We start from the raw sequence: 15,802 nt of genomic DNA, 5'->3' as shown, positions 1-15,802 counted from the left end.
CGCGCACGTCAACCGGCGGGCCGGTCCGGGAATTCCGGGTGCCGGTTCGGGGCCGGCTCCCCGGTGCGTTCTTCGGTGCCGTGACGGCGGCTCTCGGCGGCTCTCAGCGCGGCAGCGTCGCCGGGTTCCCTCCGTTCGCCTCGTACCCCGCCACCGCCAGGGCCCGGTAGACCGCGTAGTCCGCGGCCGGGTCGGCGCTCAGGGTCCACGGGAGCGCGCCGACGTGGCCGTCGATGTGGACGAGCTGGGCCATCGCCTCGGCCCAGCGCTCGCTGCGGACCAGGAAGAGCACCAGGAGGTGGCGGACCTGGGCCAGCATCGGGTCGCCGGGGCGGGCGGACTGCACGGCGAAGAGCGCGCCGTGGATCGCCTTCGTGATCACCTCGCTCCGGTAGAAGCTGTTGACGAGGTGCACCTCGGGCAGGTGCTCGAAGACCGCGAAGAGGGGCATGGCGGCCAGCAGGGAGCCCTGGGGTGCCCGGGCCGCGGCCGACTCGGCGAACGAGTACGCCAGCGCCCGCGACCCGTGCCACTTCTCGCACCAGTAGTGCAGAGCCGCCAGGTGCGCCCCCATGTGGGTCGGCGCGCGGTCCAGGATCTTCAGCCACAGCTGCTCGAATTCCGCCTGCGGGTAGGCCAGCCCGCGGGCCACCGAGAGTTCGATGATGTAGGGGACCGGGTCGCCGGGCGCCAGCAGGGCCGCGTCCGCGCAGGCCGCCTTCGCCTCCTCCATGATGATCCGGAACTCGTCCGTCCCCGGTGTCGACGTGCGCCATGCCTGCTGCACCAGGAACTCCGCGTGCACCGCGGCGCCGCCCGGGTCCTTGGGGGCCTCGGCCCGCCACACCCGCAGCCACTGGCCGCCCGGCGTCTCGCTGACCCCGCCGGGCCGCTGCTGCAGTTCGAGGGACGCGGCGCCCGCGAAGGCCTGCACGCGCTGCCAGCGGGTCTCGCTCTCCGCCTCGGTGCCGGCCAGGAGCTGCGAGGCCGCGCGGTAGTCCTGCGTGCGCTGCACCACGTCGAGGACGTCCAGCAGGTCCTGGTCCTGGCCGGGCATGCGCACGTCCAGTTCCTCCTGGCGCACGAAGCCGTAGTCCGCCGGGTCCGCGGCGTCGGGGTCGCCCGGCGCCACCTGCTGTATGCCCGTGCGCCTGCGCCTGAGGACGGGCAGCAGGACCATGCTGAACAGGGCCAGCGCCATCAGAACCCAGAGAATCGCCATGCCTCAAGCGAACCAGACAGGTCCGGCACTTGGCCAACCCGGTCGCCGGCCTGTGGACAACCGTCTCTCCGTTCGCCTGACCGGGGCGGGACGGCGGAAACCGCCGCGGTCCCCGCTCCTCGCACCGGCGCCCCGCTTTCACCGCCTCGTCCCGGCCCTGGGCGCACTACCCTCGGTCCCCATGAGCGACAGGCACATCAGTCAGCACTTCGAGACCCTCGCGATTCACGCGGGGAACACCGCCGACCCCCTCACCGGGGCGGTCGTCCCGCCGATCTACCAGGTGTCGACCTACAAGCAGGACGGTGTCGGCGGGCTGCGCGGCGGCTACGAGTACAGCCGCAGCGCCAATCCCACCAGGACCGCCCTGGAGGAGAACCTGGCCGCCCTGGAAGGCGGCCGCCGCGGCCTCGCCTTCGCGTCCGGACTGGCGGCCGAGGACTGCCTGTTGCGTACGCTGCTCGCCCCGGGCGACCACGTGGTCATCCCGAACGACGCGTACGGGGGCACGTTCCGCCTCTTCGCCAAGGTCGTCTCGCGGTGGGGCGTGGAGTGGTCGGTCGCCGACACCTCCGATCCGTCCTCCGTGCGGGCCGCACTCACGCCGAAGACCAAGGCGGTGTGGGTGGAGACCCCCTCCAACCCGCTGCTCGGCATCACCGACATCGCAGCCGTCGCCCAGATCGCCCGTGACGCGGGTGCCAGGCTCGTCGTCGACAACACCTTCGCGACCCCCTACCTCCAGCAGCCGCTCTCGCTCGGCGCCGATGTCGTCGTGCACTCCCTGACCAAGTACATGGGCGGCCACTCCGATGTCGTCGGGGGCGCGCTGATCGTGAACGACGAGGGACTGGGCCAGGAGCTGGCGTACCACCAGAACGCGATGGGCGCGGTCGCCGGCCCCTTCGACTCCTGGCTGGTGCTGCGCGGCACCAAGACCCTCGCCGTCCGCATGGACCGGCACAGTGAGAACGCCGCCAAGGTCGCCGACATGCTCACCCGCCACGCGCGCGTGACGCGTGTGCTGTACCCGGGCCTGCCGGAGCATCCCGGGCACGAGACCGCCGCCAAGCAGATGAAGGCGTTCGGCGGCATGATCTCCTTCCAGGTCGAGGGCGGCGAGGAAGCGGCCGTGGAGGTCTGCAACCGCGCCAAGGTGTTCACGCTCGGCGAGTCCCTGGGGGGTGTGGAGTCCCTCATCGAGCACCCCGGGCGCATGACGCACGCGTCCGCGGCCGGCTCGGCGCTGGAGGTGCCCGCCGATCTCGTCCGGCTCTCCGTGGGCATCGAGAACGTCGACGACCTCCTGGAGGACCTGCAGCAGGCCCTGCGCTAGGCCCTGTCGTCCGGATCAGGCCGGCTGTGGGTCCCGGCGCCTTCCGGCCGACCCGAGCGGGGTCCGGTGCGTGCGGCTGCAAGGCGGAGGAGGGCGCCGACGCGGGGCGTCGGCAACCGACGACAACGCCGCGGATGTGCGTGCCGGACCCCGCGACGCCGGGGTGATCCAAACGACAGGGCCCACCAGAGCCACGAGCGTTCCGCCCGGGTCTCACCAGTTGCTGACCGGTGGGGTCGTCGTCGACGGCGGCTCCACCCAGGGGCGTGCGACGGACGCCCAGATCGCGAAGGCGACGGCCGCGGACAGCAGCGCCAGCCACAGCAGGCGGCGCGCCGCCGCCCGGCGACGCAGCATGCGGGAACCCCGCCGCACCACCTCGTCGTACAGGTCCGGCGGCACCTGTGGCGGTGTGCGCTCCAGCATCCGCCGCACGGAGGCCTCCCGCTCGGGCAGGTTCACCGGCCACCCCCGTCGCGGTCGGCCCCGTCGCGGTCGGCCCCCAGAAGGGCCGCGCGGAACGGCTCCGCGCCGCTCCCGTGCCGGGACGGCCCCCTCATGACGGTGCCACCTCGGCGCCGAGGACGGCCCGCGCCGCCTCCCGCGGTGGATGCAGCAGCGTGGCCATCGCCCGCGCCCCGATCGCCCGCACCCGTTCGACGGGCAGACCCAGCAGTGCCGCCGTCTGCTCCTCCGCCACACCCTCGTACAGCCTGAGGACGATGACCAGCCGCTCCCGGGGGGACAGGCCGGCGAGCACGCTGCCCGAGTCCGCCCGGTGCCGGCCGAGCGCCCCGTACTGGTGCCACGCGCCGCGCGCGAAGCGGAAGACCAGATGCTGACGGGCCCGGTCGTACGGGTCCTCGCCGCGCCGGCGGTCCCAGGAGGCGTACGTCTGGGCCAGGGCGAGCGTCAGCAGGCGCCGCGCGCGCGGAGTGTCGTCCGGGGCCTCCGCGGTGAGCAGCGTGGCGGCGTGCAGCAGCCGCCCGGCCGCGCCCGCGACGAACGACTCGAACTCCCGGGCCCGGCGGGCGCCTTGGGACGCATGCCGTTCTCGCACCGCGCCTCCCGCCTGAGGGTGACCCTGAAGGGGACGGGGCCCCGCCACGACAGGGACCCGATCTCATATGAGACCGGTCGCACCCCCCGGGTCAAGAGCCGGGAAGCGGTTGCCCACGACGACCGCCCACGTGACGGCGGAACGGGGGCGCCCCGGTGTTCAGGACGTCGGCTGCGACTCCGTGGCCGCGACGCCCTGCGCGGCCTGCCTGGCGGAGAGGGCGACGTTGAACCGGGTGAGGAGCGTGCAGAACGCCTCACGCTCCTCCGGCGCCCAGTCCTGCGTCAGCTCGGCCATCAGCTGGCGCCGGGAGGAACGTACTTCCTCCAGGCGGGCCGCTCCGCGCGGGGAGAGCTGGAGCACCACGGCGCGCCCGTCCTCGGGGTGGGAGGTGCGTTTGACGAGGCCGGTGTCGACCAGCGGCGCGACCTGCCGGGTGACCGTGGACGAGTCGATGCCCATGCTGGCGGCGAGCGCCTTCACGCCCATCGGGCCTTCCTTGTCGAGGCGGTTGAGCAGCAAGTACGCGGCGCGGTCCATGGAGTTGCGCACCTGGCCGACCCCGCCGAGCCGTGTCTGTTCGGCGCGGCGCGCGAACACCGCGACCTCGTGCTGCAGGGTGTCGAGGAGACCGGTGTCACCGACGGTCGTCATGTCCATCGACATTTCAGGTGTTGTGGGCATGGCGGAAGGCTCACTTCATGCGTGGGGAGCTGGGTTGGGGGACAGGGTACGCGGCCGGGGCGCGGGCCGTACCGGCGCTGCACAAACCCGTCCCGGGGCTTGGTCACACCCGGTGCGGACGGGCGTGAACTGCGAGACTGGTGGTCATGAACTACAGCACGGCCGACTCCTTGCCGACGGTGACGCTGGACGACGTACGGGGCGCCCAGAAGATGCTCGCGGGTGTCGCGCGCGTCACCGCCATGGAGGGGAGCAGGTACCTGTCCCGGCTGGTCGGGACGCCGGTGCACCTCAAGTGCGAGAACCTCCAGCGGACGGGGTCGTTCAAGCTGCGCGGCGCCTATGTGCGCATCGCGGGGCTGCTGCCCGAGGAGCGCGCCGCGGGGGTCGTCGCCGCGAGCGCCGGCAACCACGCGCAGGGCGTCGCCCTCGCGTCCACCCTGCTCGGCGTGCACTCGACGGTGTTCATGCCGAAGGGCGCGCCGCTGCCGAAGATCAGCGCGACCCGCGAGTACGGCGCGGACGTACGGCTGCACGGGCAGGTGGTGGACGAGACGCTGGCCGCCGCGCAGCGGTACGCCGCCGACACGGGAGCGGTGTTCATCCACCCCTTCGACCACCCGGACATCATCGCGGGCCAGGGCACGGTGGGCCTGGAGATCCTGGAGCAGTGCCCCGAAGTGCGCACGATCGTCGTCGGCGTGGGCGGCGGGGGTCTGATCGCGGGCATCGCGACGGCGGTGAAGGCGCTGCGCCCGGACGTGCGGGTGGTGGGCGTGCAGGCGGAGGGCGCGGCCGCCTATCCGCCCTCGCTGGCGGCCGGGCGCCCGGTGCCGGTGGAGAACCCGGTCACGATGGCCGACGGCATCCGGGTGGGGCGGCCCGGCGACGTGCCGTTCCGGATCGTCCGCGACCTGGTCGACGAGATCCGCACGGTGTCCGAGGACGCGCTGTCCACCGCGCTGCTGCTGTGCCTGGAACGGGCCAAGCTGGTCGTCGAGCCGGCCGGGGCGAGCCCCGTCGCGGCCCTGCTGGGCGGTCCCGGGACCTTGGAGGGTCCGGTGGTCGCGGTCCTGTCCGGGGGCAACGTCGACCCGGTGCTGTTGCAGCGCGTCCTGCGGCACGGCATGGCCGCGCAGGGCCGCTACCTCGCCGTGCGGCTGCGGCTGACCGACCGCCCGGGTGCCCTCGCGACGCTGCTGGGGGTGCTGACGCTGGTCGACGCCAATGTGCTCGACGTGAGCCACGTGCGCACCGACCCGCGGCTCGGGCTCACCGAGGCGGAGGTCGAGCTGCACCTGGAGACGAAGGGTCCGGAGCACTGCGCCGAGGTCGGCCGGGCGCTGCGGGACGCGGGCTACACCGTCATCGACTGAGGAGGAGCCGCCGTCGCGACGGCGGCGCGGCGATACGGCAAACCCTGTTGAGAGACGCGATACATCGCGTTATTGTGTGTGTCTCGTCTCGTCTCGTCCCGTCGCGCTCGCACGCCTGCGGACGTCCGGCGGCGCAGTGCGCGAAAAACCGTGGAGCGGACGGGGCGGGAAACCTACGCTCTGCCGTATCCCCAACGACGTGGAGAACTCATATGCCAGGCGCCATCTATGCCGAGGGTCTGGTCAAGACCTTCGGCGACGTAAGGGCTCTGGACGGCGTCGACCTCGACGTCCCGGAAGGCACCGTGCTGGGGCTGCTGGGGCCCAACGGCGCGGGCAAGACCACCACCGTCCGCTGCCTGACGACGCTGCTGCGCCCCGACAGCGGCACGGCGGTCGTCGCCGGGATCGACGTCCTCAAGCATCCCGACGCCGTGCGGCGCTCGGTCGGCCTGTCCGGGCAGTTCGCAGCGGTCGACGAGTACCTCACCGGCCGCGAGAACCTCGAGATGGTGGGCCGGCTCTATCAGATGAAGGCCAAGGCCGCGAAGCAGCGGGCGGCCGAGCTGCTGGAGCAGTTCCATCTGACGGACGCCGCCGACCGCCCGACGAAGACCTACTCCGGCGGCATGCGCCGCCGCCTCGACCTCGCGGCCGCGCTGGTGGTGCGGCCGCCCGTGATGTTCATGGACGAGCCGACGACCGGTCTCGACCCGCGCAACCGCCAGCAGCTGTGGGACGTCATCAAGCAGCTCGTCGCCGGCGGCACCACCCTGCTGCTGACCACCCAGTACCTCGAAGAGGCCGACCACCTGGCCCACGACATCTGCGTCGTCGACCACGGCCGGGTCATCGCCCGCGGCACCTCCGACCAGCTCAAGGCGCGCACCGGCGGTGAGCGGGTCGAGGTGGTCGTGCACGAGCGCGAGCACATCACGACCGCGGCCGAGGTCCTGGGCGCCTTCGGCAAGGGCGACACGACGGTCGAGGAGCACACCCGCAGGCTCACCGTCCCCGTCACCGGCGGCGCCAAGCTCCTCGCCGAGGTCATCCGCGAGCTGGACACCCGTGGCATCGAGATGGACGACATCGGGCTGCGCCGCCCCACCCTGGACGACGTCTTCCTGTCCCTGACCGGCCATGTCGCCGAGGAGAAGCCCGAGGACGACGACACGGCCGAGGACACCACCACCCGCAAGCGCACGAAGGAGACCGCCAAGTGAGTGCCGGCACCCCCGCCGTGGCCGTCGCGGCACCCGCGAACCCCGTCACCCAGTCCGTCCGCGACTCGCTGGTCATCGCCAAGCGGAACCTGATCCGCATGACCCGGATCCCGGAGATGGTGATCTTCGGGTTGATCCAGCCGATCATGTTCGTGGTGCTGTTCAGCTACGTCTTCGGCGGCTCCATGCAGATCGGCGGCAGCACCAGCTCCACCGACTACCGCAACTTCCTGATGGCGGGGATCTTCGCCCAGACCGTCACGTTCGCCACGGCGGGCGCCGGCGCGGGCATCGCCGAGGACATGCACAAGGGGCTCATCGACCGCTTCCGTTCGCTGCCCATGGCGCGGGGCGCGGTGCTCACCGGGCGCACGCTCGCGGACCTCGTGCAGACCGGGCTCACCCTGATGGTCCTCGCCGTCGTCGCCGCGCTCGTCGGCTGGCGTGTGGGCTCCGACGCCGACACCAACGCCGGCAAGGTGCTCGCCGCCTTCGGCCTGCTGCTTCTGACGGGGTACGCGTTCACCTGGATCGGCGCGCTGATCGGCCTCTCGGTGCGCACGCCCGAGGCGGCGACGTCCGGCGGGCTGATCTGGCTGTTCCCGGTGACGTTCATCTCGAACGCGTTCGTGGACTCCAGCAACATGACGCCCTGGTTGCGGCACATCGCCGAATGGAACCCGTTCAGCGCCACCGTCCAGGCGTGCCGCACCCTCTTCGGCAATCCGGGCGTGTCGCCGTCGGACGCCTGGCCCATGGCCCACCCGGTCTGGGCCTCGCTCATCTACTCGGTTCTGATCATCGTGGTGTTCAGGACGCTGGCGGTGCGCAAGTACCGCTCGGCCGCGGCCTGAGACGACGGCGGCGGACACGGCGGGCCCCCGGCGCGAAGACGCCGGGGGCCCGCCGTGCCAGTCGTGGAGGATCAGCCCTGGTAGGGGTCCGCCTTCAGGATCCGGACCGATGCCTTCTTGCCGTTGGGCAGCTCGTACTCCGCGTCCTCGCCGACCCTCTTGCCGTGCACGCCCGTGCCCAGCGGGGACTGCGGCGAGTACGTCTCGATGGCGGCGCTCGCGTACTCGCGGGAGGCGAGCAGGAAGGTCAGCGTGTCGTCCTCGTCCCCGTCGAAGGCGATCGTGACGACCATGCCGGGTGCCACCGCGCCGTCGGCCGCGGGGGCCTCGCCGACCTTGGCGTTCTCCAGGAGCTGGGTCAGCTGGCGCACACGGAGCTCCTGCTTGCCCTGCTCCTCCTTGGCCGCGTGGTACCCGCCGTTCTCACGCAGGTCGCCCTCCTCGCGCGCGGCGGCGATCTTGGCGGCGATCTCCGAGCGCGCGGGACCAGACAGGTATTCCAGCTCGGCCTTGAGCTGGTTGTACGCCTCCTGGGTCAGCCAGGTGACGTTCTCGCTGGTCTGGGTCACAGGTGCTCCTCGTCGGTACTGGGAATACAAAGCATCGCCCTACCCAGAAGCATGTTCGTTCACGGGTGGGCGAAACCACGAGCCTAACAACTCCGTCGCTCGAGAGGGAGGACATAAGGCATCAGAACTACATCTACGCACGTCATGGGGCGCCCGACAAGAGTGCTGTCAGTCCCCGTGACAGCCGAGGAGCTCCGCCGTGGTGCCCTGCGCGGTGGTACGGAGCGTGACGACCCTGTCGATGCGGGTGGCGTGTCCGCCGAACCGGAAGTCCGCGCGCCCCACCTCCAGGCCGTCCGCGGCCTGGGAGCGCACGGTGCAGTAGCCGGTGGCGTCCGCGTCCTTGCGCACCTCCAGGTGCACCTTGACCGAGTCCGGTGAGGTCTGGAAGCTGATGACCTCGCCGCTGATCTCGTTCTGCCCGACGTAGTGGTACGCGAACCAGCCGATGACGGCGAGCAGTACCGCCCCCAGCACGCCACCGACGATCTTGAGCGTGCGGTCGGTGCGCTTGTCCGCGGGACGGCCGTAACGGCCCTCGGGCAGGCGCGTGCTCGCCGTACTCATGAGCGTCCTCTCGGCAGCGGCCGGGACGAACGTCCCGGAAGGGGCGCCCGCGTACCGGACCCGGAATTATTCGCCCCCCGATTCGGTCACTATAGAAGCCGCCCATCACGCCGTACGAACCGGGCGCCGACTTGCCGACTTCACTGAGGATCGAGTCTTGACTGACCAACTGCGACTGATGGCCGTTCATGCGCACCCCGACGACGAGTCGAGCAAGGGCGCGGCCACCATGGCGAAGTACGTGTCGGAGGGGGTGGACGTGCTGGTGGTGACCTGCACGGGCGGGGAGCGCGGCTCCATCCTCAATCCGAAGCTGCAGGGCGACGCGTACATCGAGGAGCACATCCACGAGGTGCGCAAGAAGGAGATGGACGAGGCCCGGGAGATCCTCGGCGTCAAGCAGGAGTGGCTCGGGTTCGTGGACTCCGGCCTGCCGGAGGGCGACCCGCTGCCCCCGCTCCCCGAGGGCTGCTTCGCCCTGGAGGACGTCGACAAGGCGGCCGGCGAGCTGGTCCGCAGCATCCGGGCGTTCCGCCCGCAGGTGATCACCACCTACGACGAGAACGGCGGTTACCCGCACCCCGACCACATCATGACCCACAAGATCTCGATGGTGGCGTTCGAGGGCGCGGCGGACACCGAGAAGTACCCGGAGGCGGAGTTCGGCCCCGCGTGGCAGCCGCTGAAGCTGTACTACAACCAGGGCTTCAACCGGCCGCGCACCGAGGCACTGCACCACGCCCTGCTCGAGCGCGGCATGGAGTCGCCGTACGGGGAGTGGCTGAAGCGGTGGGACGATTTCGGGCGCGTCGAGCGCACCCTGACCACCCACGTCCCCTGCGCGGACTTCTTCGAGATCCGTGACAAGGCGCTGATCGCGCACGCGACGCAGATCGACCCCGACGGCGGCTGGTTCCGCGTCCCGATGGAGCTCCAGAGGGAGATCTGGCCGACGGAGGAGTACGAGCTGGCGAAGTCCCTCGTGGACACCTCCCTCCCCGAGGACGACCTCTTTGCAGGCGTCCGGCGTTCTTGAGGGACAATGCCTGACATGAGCGCAAGCGTGAGCCTGGCAGTGACGCACCTCGTCTCCCTCGCGGAGATCGACGAGAACAAGGTCACCCCCGGCGTCCTCGGCTTCATCGTCTTCGCGGTGATGGGAGTGGCGGTGTGGGGCCTGATGAAGTCCATGAACAAGCACATGGGCAAGGTCGACTTCAACGATCCGGAAGCCTCCGGCGAGGAATCCGCGCAGAAGGGCCCGGGCGCGCCGCAGGGCACGCCCAAGACCCAGCAGGGCTGAGGCCGAGGCGGTGGGCGGTCCCCGTCCGGGGCCGCACCCTCGAGGGCCGTGCCGGTGGACGGGCGCGGCCCTGCCCGGTGCGCCGGCCGGGCCGTCAGCCCTGCGCCGGCACCGCCACCCCCATCACCTCCCGTGCGTGCCGTCCCGGCACCATGCCCAGGCGCCACGCCTGCCAGCCGTCCTCCAGGCTCACGCCCCGCTCCAGCAGCAGCCGGTACGCCTCCATGCAGTCGCCGAGCTTGTCGTCCCGCGCCGGGTGGGCCGTGCGGGACAGCCGGGCCAGTTCCTCCTGGGCCACCGCGGTGCCCACCTCCACCCCTCCCGGTGAGGCGTAGGGCAGGAGGGTGCAGCGCAGGAAGCGGGCCCAGTCCTCGCCCCTGCGGTCGCCGTAGGACGTGAACAGGTCCACCGCCTCGTCGCACAGGGCCAGCGCCTGCCGGGTGCGGGCGTTGCCGGCGTCCACCACCGCGAGTTCCAGGCACGTCCAGGCCTCGCCGTGGGCCACGCCGGCGCGCTGGAAGTCCGTCCTCGCGTCCACCAGGAGCTGCCGGGCGAAGCCCGAGTTGCGCAGAGAGCCGGTGCGGGCCACCCGCTGGTCCCGGGTGACGCGCGCCGAGTGGTGGCGGGCGCAGGCCAGGCCGTACACGTCCCGCATCCGCGAGAACATGGTGCGGGCGCGCTCCAGCTCCCGCACCGCCTGGTCGAGGTCGCCCGAGTCCTCCAGGGCCTGCCCCAGGTAATACAGCGTCCACGCCTCGCCGCGCGCGTCCTCGTTCTCCCGGTGGCGCGACCCCGCCCGGCGCAGACCGTCGGCCGCCGCGGAGGCGTCGCCGGCGACGAGGCGGGCGCGGGCGAGCTGGGTCAGCGCCCAGGCGTCGCCCCGGGCGTCGCGGGTGCGGGTGTGGAGGTCCAGCGCCGTGCGCAGCTCGTTCTCCGCCCGAGGGACGTCGCCCATGCGCAGGGCCAGCTGGCCCAGCTGGATCTGGGCCCACGCCTCGCCGTGCACCGACTCGTTCTCCCGGTGCAGCTCCAGCGCGCGGGTGAGCAGGTCGAGGGCCGGGGCCGGCCGCCCGCGGTCGCGCTCCACGGCCGCCAGCGCGTGCATCGTCCACGCGCGGTCGGCCGCCAGCTCGGGGGCGGACTGGAGGTCCATGGCCTCCCGCAGCCGGGCCGCGGCCTCGGTGAGGTTGCCCTGGTGGTGGAGCGTGATGCCGAGGGAGCACAGCGCTCTGGCGGCGCCCGCGGTGTGATGGGCCTCGACGTAGAGGTCCACCACCGAGGCCAGCGTCGTGCGCGCCTTGTCCAGCTCGCCCAGCTGGCGGGCCGCGATCCCGGTCCGCCACTGCACCGAGCGGACCAGCAGGTCCTGGTCGGCGGCCTGGGTCAGCTCGCTGATCTCCCCGAGGCGGTAGAGGTCGCCACGCAGCAGGCAGTAGTCGCACAGGGCGCCCAGGAGGTTCTGCACCGCCGCCCGGTCGACTCCCTCCGTGTGCCGCAGGGTGGCGGTGATGAAGCTCGTCTCGTCGTCCAGCCAGCGCAGCGCCGCGTCCAGGGACGTGAAGCCGTGCGGCCCGAAGCGGTCCGAGCGGGTCGACATGTTGCCGTCCACCAGGCGCAGCACCGAGTCGGCCAGCTCCGCGTAGTTGACGATCAGGCGCTCCTGCGCGGCCGTGCGCTCGGCCGGCTCCTCCTCGTCCGCCAGGCGGGCCTGCGCGAAGGCCCGTACGAGGTCGTGCAGGCGGTAGCGGCTGCCGCGCACATGGTCGACCAGCCCCGCGCGGGCCAGCGTCTGCAGCAGGCGGGCCGCCTCCTGCTCGTCCGTGGCCAGCAGGGCCGCCGCCGCGGCCGCGCCGAGTGACGCCCGGCCCGCCAGCGCGAGCCGCCGCAGCAGGCGCCGGGCCGCCTCGGACTGGTCGGTGTAGCGCAGCCACAGGGCACGTTCCACGGGCTCCACGGGACCGTACGCGCCGAGGTCCGTGGCCAGGGCGCGCGGGGTGCGCGGGCCCAGGGAGGATCCCGCGACACGCAGGGCCAGGGGCAGCCCGCCGCACAGCTCCCTGACACGCTCGGCGGCTTCGGCGTCGTAGGGCCCCGAGGCGTCCTGGGCGGTCGCGGTCAGCAGTTCCTCGGCGGCCGCCGCGTCCAGTGCCTCGACCGGGAGCCGGTGCACGCGGGCCGGCAGGTCCGCGGGCAGGTCGAGGGGTGCCCGGGCGGTGACGAGCACCAGGCTCTCGGAGCGCTCGGGGACGAGGGTGCGGACCTGCTCGGCGTCCGAGGCGTCGTCGAGCACGACGACGACCGGCAGGCCCGTCAGATGCCGGTGGTACAGCTCGCTCAACCGCTTGACCTGCTGGTCCGGTGCGGAGCGCTCGCGGAACAGGAGCTGCTCGCGGGGGGCGCCGAGCCGGTTGAGCAGATGGAGCAGGGCGTCCCGGGTGGACAGCGGGGGCTCCCCGCCCCCGTCGCCGCGCAGGTCCACGACGGAGGCGCCACGGAAGTGGTCCTTGAGTTCGTGCGCGGCGCGGATCGCGAGCGTCGTGCGCCCCGATCCCGGGGCGCCGTGCAGGACGACCACCAGCGGCTGGGTCTCCGTGCTCGCCCGGGCCGCCTGGACCCACTGCCGGATCCGCGCCAGCTCCTGCCGCCGCCCCGTGAACGGGCCGACCGGGTCGGGGAGCCGGCCGAACGACTGCTCCAGTGTGCTGCGCCTGCGGGCCGCCGCGCTCTTGTCGGTGCGGCGCAGCCGCGTGGAGCCCTTCGTGGGGGTCGTGGACACGAGCACCCGCTGCTGGTCGAGGAAGGGGCGGATGCCGCGCACCTCCAGGGCGGTCAGCCACTGCAGGCGCAGCTGCTCGGGACCGCCGGGCCGGCCGAGCTCGCCCGCCCGCCGGCTGGCCGCCGGGAGATGGGAGGCGGTCACCTTGACCACCGTGGCGGCGGCGCTCACGACCCCGGCGGCGGCGCCCGCGCCGAGGGCCGTCCCCGTGTCCGTGCCCAGGGCGAGGTCGGCCAGGCAGGCCGCGGCCGCCGCAACGGCCGCCACCAGCAGGGGAGTCCCGGCTCCCTCGCGCGCGTAGCGGCGGCGGAAGGACAGCCGCCCGGCCTCCGCCTCGTCGAGGGCTGCGGCGTACGCCTCGTACTCCTCCGCGGCCGTCCGCGCCATCGCGTCGAGCGCCCCGCGCGCCCGCGACAGGAGGACGGCCCCGTCGGTGCGGCCGCCCGAGCGGCGCACCTCCTCCTCCACCGCCCGTGCCAACAGCCGCTCCGCTTCCGCCCGGTGGCTGTCTCGCATGTCCCGTCCCCCTCCGGTGACAACGTCGTGGACCACGAGTGTCCTTCGGGAGCGGCGCGCGCGCGAGGGTGCCGCCGATCGACCGAACGCACGTGTCATCGGCACCTGACGGGCGCGCCCGGTCGGCCTGCGGTTCTGTGCGGTCCCGGACGCCGTGGGAGAGTGGGAGTGTGAACCGACTGGCCCATGAGACGTCCCCGTACCTGCTCCAGCACGCCGACAACCCGGTCCACTGGTGGCCCTGGTCGGCCGCCGCCTTCGACGAGGCACGCAGGCGGAACGTGCCGGTCCTGCTGAGCGTCGGCTACAGCAGCTGCCACTGGTGCCACGTCATGGCCCATGAGTCGTTCGAGGACGAGGCGACGGCCGCCTACCTCAACGAGCACTTCGTCAGCGTCAAGGTCGACCGCGAAGAGCGACCGGATGTCGACGCCGTCTACATGGAGGCCGTGCAGGCGGCCACCGGCCAGGGCGGCTGGCCCATGACCGTCTTCCTCACCCCGGACGCCGAACCCTTCTACTTCGGCACCTACTTCCCGCCCGCCCCCCGCCACGGCACGCCCTCCTTCCGGCAGGTCCTCGAGGGCGTCCGGCTGGCCTGGTCCGAGCGCAGGGACGAGGTGGCGGAGGTCGCCGGGAAGATCGTGCGGGACCTCGCCGGGCGGGGGCCGGCGTACGGCGGCACACAGGTGCCCGGCGAGCAGGAGCTCGCCCAGGCCCTCCTCGGGCTCACCCGCGAGTACGACCCGCGGCACGGCGGCTTCGGCGGCGCCCCGAAGTTCCCGCCGTCCATGGTCCTGGAGTTCCTGCTGCGCCACCACGCCCGCACCGGCGCGGAGGGCGCCCTGCAGATGGCGCAGGACACCTGCGAGCGCATGGCGCGCGGCGGCATCTACGACCAGCTCGGCGGGGGGTTCGCCCGCTACTCCGTGGGCCGCGACTGGGCCGTGCCGCACTTCGAGAAGATGCTGTACGACAACGCCCTGCTGTGCCGGGTGTACGCCCACCTCTGGCGCGCCACCGGCTCGGAGCTCGCCCGTCGTGTCGCCCTGGAGACCGCCGACTTCATGGTCCGCGAACTGCGCACGCGTGAGGGCGGGTTCGCCTCGGCGCTCGACGCGGACAGCGAGGAGGAGGTGCCGCGCGATGGGGGTCCCCCCGGACGGAGTCCGGGGGAGCGACTTCAGAAGGACGGTGGTGGGAGGCGGGAGGGCGGCACGGGCCGGCACGTGGAGGGCGCCTACTACGTCTGGACGCCCGAGCAACTCGCCGAGGTCCTCGGCGCCCAGGACGCCGAAGTCGCCGCCCGGTACTACGGCGTCACCGAGGAGGGCACCTTCGAGCACGGCAGCTCCGTCCTCCAACTCCCGCAGAGCGACCAGGTGTTCGACGCGGAGAAGACCGCATCGATCAGGCGGCGCCTCACCGCGGCGCGTGCCCGCCGCCCGGCCCCCGGCCGCGACGACAAGGTGGTCGCCGCCTGGAACGGCCTCGCCGTCGCCGCCTTGGCCGAGACCGGTGCGTACTTCGACCGCCCCGACCTCGTGGACGCCGCGCTGGGCGCCGCCGACCTCCTCGTACGCCTGCACATGGACGAGCGCGCGCGCCTCGCCCGGACGTCGATGGACGGCCAGGCGGGCCCCAGCGCGGGCGTGCTGGAGGACTACGCCGACGTCGCCGAGGGCTTCCTCGCGCTCGCCTCCGTCACCGGGGAGGGCGTCTGGCTTGAGTTCGCCGGGTTCCTGCTCGACCATGTGCTCGCGCGCTTCACCGACGAGGACGGGGGGCTGTACGACACGGCCGCCGATGCCGAGCGGCTCATCCGCCGCCCCCAGGACCCCACGGACAACGCCACCCCCTCCGGCTGGACCGCCGCCGCCGGGGCCCTGCTGTCCTATGCCGCGCAGACCGGGTCCGAACCGCATCGCGCCGCCGCCGAGCGGGCGTTGGGCGTCGTCAGGACGCTGGGGGCGCGTGTGCCGCGCTTCATCGGCTGGGGGCTCGCCGTGGCCGAGGCGCTCCTGGACGGGCCGCGCGAGGTCGCCGTCGTCGGCCCGGCCCTCGACGACCCTGCCACCAGGACCCTGCACCGCACGGCACTTCTGGGCACCGCGCCGGGTGCGGTGGTGGCCGTGGGCACTCCGGGGAGTGAAGAGCTGCCCCTCCTCATTGACCGGCCCCTGGTCCACGGTGAACCCACCGCATATGTCTGCCGCAACTTCACCTGTGATGCCCCGACCACCGATCCGGAACGGCTGCGTACCGCGCTGAGCGGCTGAAACGCCGAGTGGAGGAATTCGTTCCAGGTATCGCGAC

At 72.8% G+C, this 15,802-nt stretch carries 14 protein-coding genes; 7 read left to right on the top strand and 7 right to left on the bottom strand.

All coding sequences use genetic code 11. The features are described 5' to 3' along the window. Positions 1 to 103: 103 nt before the first annotated feature. Positions 104 to 1,222, bottom strand: coding sequence for a hypothetical protein (locus ACFYMU_RS31260; RefSeq protein ID WP_388380472.1), 1,119 nt, complete (start codon positions 1,220 to 1,222; stop codon positions 104 to 106). Between the two features lie 181 nt (positions 1,223 to 1,403). Between ACFYMU_RS31260 and ACFYMU_RS31255 the strand changes: the two genes are divergently transcribed. Next, the gene (locus tag ACFYMU_RS31255) at positions 1,404 to 2,558 is read left to right on the top strand and encodes a cystathionine gamma-synthase (protein ID WP_388380469.1); all 1,155 of its coding nucleotides are present in this window, start codon (positions 1,404 to 1,406) and stop codon (positions 2,556 to 2,558) included. 213 nt (positions 2,559 to 2,771) lie between these two features. Here the strand turns inward: ACFYMU_RS31255 and ACFYMU_RS31250 are convergent, their stop codons facing one another. The 3 genes from ACFYMU_RS31250 to ACFYMU_RS31240 form a co-directional block, all read right to left on the bottom strand. Beyond that, positions 2,772 to 3,020 carry a hypothetical protein gene (locus ACFYMU_RS31250; protein WP_388380466.1) on the bottom strand — a complete coding sequence of 83 codons (249 nt, stop codon included), beginning with the start codon at positions 3,018 to 3,020 and terminating at the stop codon, positions 2,772 to 2,774. A 94-nt stretch (positions 3,021 to 3,114) separates the two neighbouring features. Continuing rightward, a complete protein-coding gene (locus ACFYMU_RS31245) occupies positions 3,115 to 3,618 on the bottom strand; it encodes a sigma factor-like helix-turn-helix DNA-binding protein (RefSeq protein ID WP_388380463.1) in 504 nt (167 codons plus the stop codon). A gap of 159 nt (positions 3,619 to 3,777) precedes the next feature. After that, positions 3,778 to 4,284, bottom strand: coding sequence for a MarR family winged helix-turn-helix transcriptional regulator (locus tag ACFYMU_RS31240; RefSeq protein ID WP_388380589.1), 507 nt, complete (start codon positions 4,282 to 4,284; stop codon positions 3,778 to 3,780). A 164-nt stretch (positions 4,285 to 4,448) separates the two neighbouring features. On the opposite strand from ACFYMU_RS31240, the gene ilvA reads away from it, so the two are divergent. The 3 genes from ilvA (at position 4,449) to ACFYMU_RS31225 (ending at position 7,755) form a co-directional block, all read left to right on the top strand. After that, positions 4,449 to 5,678 (top strand): threonine ammonia-lyase, encoded by a 1,230-nt coding sequence (gene ilvA / locus ACFYMU_RS31235; RefSeq protein ID WP_388380460.1) that lies wholly within the window; start codon positions 4,449 to 4,451, stop codon positions 5,676 to 5,678. Positions 5,679 to 5,890: 212 nt separating this feature from the next. Further along, positions 5,891 to 6,901, top strand: a complete 1,011-nt coding sequence (locus ACFYMU_RS31230; protein WP_388380458.1) for an ATP-binding cassette domain-containing protein — start codon at positions 5,891 to 5,893, stop codon at positions 6,899 to 6,901. After that, a complete protein-coding gene (locus ACFYMU_RS31225; RefSeq protein ID WP_388380455.1) occupies positions 6,898 to 7,755 on the top strand; it encodes an ABC transporter permease in 858 nt (285 codons plus the stop codon). Before ACFYMU_RS31230 ends, ACFYMU_RS31225 begins: the two co-directional genes overlap by 4 nt. 71 nt (positions 7,756 to 7,826) lie before the next feature. Here the strand turns inward: ACFYMU_RS31225 and greA are convergent, their stop codons facing one another. Then, positions 7,827 to 8,324 (bottom strand): transcription elongation factor GreA, encoded by a 498-nt coding sequence (gene greA / locus ACFYMU_RS31220; protein ID WP_388380452.1) that lies wholly within the window; start codon positions 8,322 to 8,324, stop codon positions 7,827 to 7,829. A gap of 168 nt (positions 8,325 to 8,492) precedes the next feature. Next, positions 8,493 to 8,891, bottom strand: a complete 399-nt coding sequence (locus ACFYMU_RS31215) for a DUF4307 domain-containing protein (RefSeq protein WP_388380449.1) — start codon at positions 8,889 to 8,891, stop codon at positions 8,493 to 8,495. Between the two features lie 157 nt (positions 8,892 to 9,048). Between ACFYMU_RS31215 and mca the strand changes: the two genes are divergently transcribed. Both mca and ACFYMU_RS31205 read left to right on the top strand, forming a co-directional pair. Further along, positions 9,049 to 9,927, top strand: coding sequence for a mycothiol conjugate amidase Mca (gene mca, locus ACFYMU_RS31210; RefSeq protein ID WP_388380447.1), 879 nt, complete (start codon positions 9,049 to 9,051; stop codon positions 9,925 to 9,927). Between the two features lie 6 nt (positions 9,928 to 9,933). Further along, on the top strand, positions 9,934 to 10,194 hold the full coding sequence (locus ACFYMU_RS31205) for a hypothetical protein (protein WP_388380444.1): 261 nt from the start codon (positions 9,934 to 9,936) through the stop codon (positions 10,192 to 10,194). A gap of 94 nt (positions 10,195 to 10,288) precedes the next feature. Here the strand turns inward: ACFYMU_RS31205 and ACFYMU_RS31200 are convergent, their stop codons facing one another. Beyond that, complete coding sequence (locus tag ACFYMU_RS31200) at positions 10,289 to 13,486, bottom strand: tetratricopeptide repeat protein (RefSeq protein WP_388380440.1); 3,198 nt, start codon at positions 13,484 to 13,486, stop codon at positions 10,289 to 10,291. Positions 13,487 to 13,656: 170 nt separating this feature from the next. On the opposite strand from ACFYMU_RS31200, the gene ACFYMU_RS31195 reads away from it, so the two are divergent. After that, a complete protein-coding gene (locus tag ACFYMU_RS31195) occupies positions 13,657 to 15,765 on the top strand; it encodes a thioredoxin domain-containing protein (RefSeq protein ID WP_388380437.1) in 2,109 nt (702 codons plus the stop codon). Positions 15,766 to 15,802 lie beyond the last annotated feature (37 nt).

It is taken from the genome of Streptomyces sp. NPDC007264 (genome assembly GCF_042869095.1).
Taxonomy (GTDB): domain Bacteria; phylum Actinomycetota; class Actinomycetes; order Streptomycetales; family Streptomycetaceae; genus Streptomyces.
Note: the sequence above shows the minus strand (reverse complement) of the source record. Positions and strands in the feature narration are given on the sequence as shown.

Excerpts from the sequence above, each read along its gene's own strand:
- ACFYMU_RS31260 (WP_388380472.1), bottom strand. The coding sequence starts at position 1,222 with ATGGCGATTCTCTGGGTTCTGATGGCGCTGGCCCTGTTCAGCATGGTC.
- ACFYMU_RS31255 (WP_388380469.1), top strand. The coding sequence starts at position 1,404 with ATGAGCGACAGGCACATCAGTCAGCACTTCGAGACCCTCGCGATTCAC.
- ACFYMU_RS31240 (WP_388380589.1), bottom strand. The coding sequence starts at position 4,284 with ATGTCGATGGACATGACGACCGTCGGTGACACCGGTCTCCTCGACACC.
- ilvA (WP_388380460.1), top strand. The coding sequence starts at position 4,449 with ATGAACTACAGCACGGCCGACTCCTTGCCGACGGTGACGCTGGACGAC.
- ACFYMU_RS31230 (WP_388380458.1), top strand. The coding sequence starts at position 5,891 with ATGCCAGGCGCCATCTATGCCGAGGGTCTGGTCAAGACCTTCGGCGAC.
- ACFYMU_RS31215 (WP_388380449.1), bottom strand. The coding sequence starts at position 8,891 with ATGAGTACGGCGAGCACGCGCCTGCCCGAGGGCCGTTACGGCCGTCCC.
- ACFYMU_RS31205 (WP_388380444.1), top strand. The coding sequence starts at position 9,934 with ATGCCTGACATGAGCGCAAGCGTGAGCCTGGCAGTGACGCACCTCGTC.
- ACFYMU_RS31200 (WP_388380440.1), bottom strand. The coding sequence starts at position 13,486 with ATGCGAGACAGCCACCGGGCGGAAGCGGAGCGGCTGTTGGCACGGGCG.